Origin of the sequence: Catenibacterium sp. CAG:290 (genome assembly GCF_000437715.1) — a bacterium.
Taxonomy (GTDB): Bacteria; Bacillota_I; Bacilli_A; order Erysipelotrichales; family Coprobacillaceae; genus Catenibacterium; species Catenibacterium mitsuoka_A.
Window position 1 is genome coordinate 1 of sequence record NZ_FR898876.1, and the last position, 1,695, is coordinate 1,695.

Here is a 1,695-nt window from a genome sequence, read left to right on the forward strand (position 1 = left end):
GCATCTGTATAGTTTACTGCCGCATTTCCCTGGAAATTTGGCTTATCTAATACTTCTGTTTCAAATCTAACTGATCTGTATTCTAGTGTTCCTAGCTTATAGTTGAAGTATGCATCGATAGGTCCTGTATAAACAACCTTATCTGCTAAGCTATCTAGTTCTTCCTTGTTTTCTAGATAATCTGTATTCAATCTTACTTCAATACCTTCAAGCATGTTTTCTACCATCTTTGTATATCCACCCATTGGAATACCCTGATATAACGCATTGAAGTAGTTATTATCAAAAGTAAGTCTTACTGGTAATCTCTTGATGATGAATGATGGAAGTTCATTACATGGTCTTCCCCATTGTTTTTCTGTATAGCCTTTAATGAGCTTTTCATAGATATCTCTACCAACTAATGAGATAGCCTGTTCTTCAAGGTTCTTTGGTTCTCCCTTGATTTCCTGTCTCTGTTCTTCAATCTTGGCAGCTGCTTCTTCTGGAGTCACTACTCCCCACATCTTATTGAATGTATACATGTTGAATGGAAGAGAATAAAGTTCTCCCTTATAGTTCGCAACGGGTGAGTTAGTAAATCTATTGAACTCTGCAAACTGAGTAATATACTGCAATACTTCCTTATTATTTGTATGGAAGATATGTGCACCATACTTATGTACATTGATGCCTTCTACTTCTTCTGTATAGATGTTTCCGGCAATATTAGGTCTCTTATCAATGACAAGAACCTTCTTTCCTCTCTTATTGGCTTCATGTGCAAAGATTGCGCCATAAAGACCTGATCCTACTACTAGATAATCATATTTCATATTGATGTCCTTCTTTCGTCTCTTCAATAATACCATAATCTCCAAAATAAAACGAGGGTCGATATCATACAACCCCCGTCACTAAATTAGTTTGTTTTCTTTTCTGCTTCTTTAGCTTCCTGTTCAGCTTTTTCTACATCAAAGATTTTCTTCTCAGTATCAATCTTCTTACCATCACACATAGCGTTGATGTATTTAGAATTTAATTCAATACTGTCTTCATCTGGGATACTATACCACAACCTAGTCTTAGGCATTGAGTAACCACCAGTCTGCATCACACCTTCACCCTTAAGGAATGATTTCTGGAAATCCCATTTAATGTTGTCATCTAACTGCTTATTAACTAAAGCTCTAATGCTTGAAGATGGCATATTAGTAGTAAATGTATCTTTGATAGAATCTAAGATTTCACTATAGTTAGTTAAGATCTTTGGAGATGCTGCTTTCTTGATAATAGCCTGTAATACTGCCTGCTGGTTTTCAGTTCTATGCTGGTCACCAGACTGATATGTATAACGTTCTCTTGCGAATGCAAGGGCCATACGTCCATTCATATGTACATTACCCTTAGGAATCTTAATACCATGGTCTGTATAAGGAATAAATGCCTTATCAGAATAAATATCAATACCACCTAACGCATCAACTAACTGGATAACTGACTGGAAATCAACTCTTGCATAGAAATCAATGTTGATGTCTAAGAAATCTTCAATAGTCTTTATACTGTTTTCTGTTCCACCATATAAAGCAGAGTGAGTTAATTTATCTTTCTTACCACAGTTTGCAAGTTTTACATAATAGTCTCTAGGAATACTTGTCATTAACATCTGACCATTGTTTGGATTAATAGTCACTAATAGGTTAACGTCTGAAC

Annotated in this window: 2 protein-coding genes; both read right to left on the reverse strand. The window is 35.5% G+C overall.

Annotation, left to right across the window (positions count from 1 at the left end; genetic code table 11):
* Positions 1-815: UDP-galactopyranose mutase (gene glf, locus QVO42_RS10410; protein ID WP_288164392.1), on the reverse strand; the 815-nt coding region annotated here is incomplete at its 3' end.
* Positions 816-901: 86 nt separating this feature from the next.
* A partial coding sequence (locus QVO42_RS10415) for an LCP family protein (protein ID WP_288164394.1) occupies positions 902-1,695 on the reverse strand: 794 nt, incomplete at its 5' end.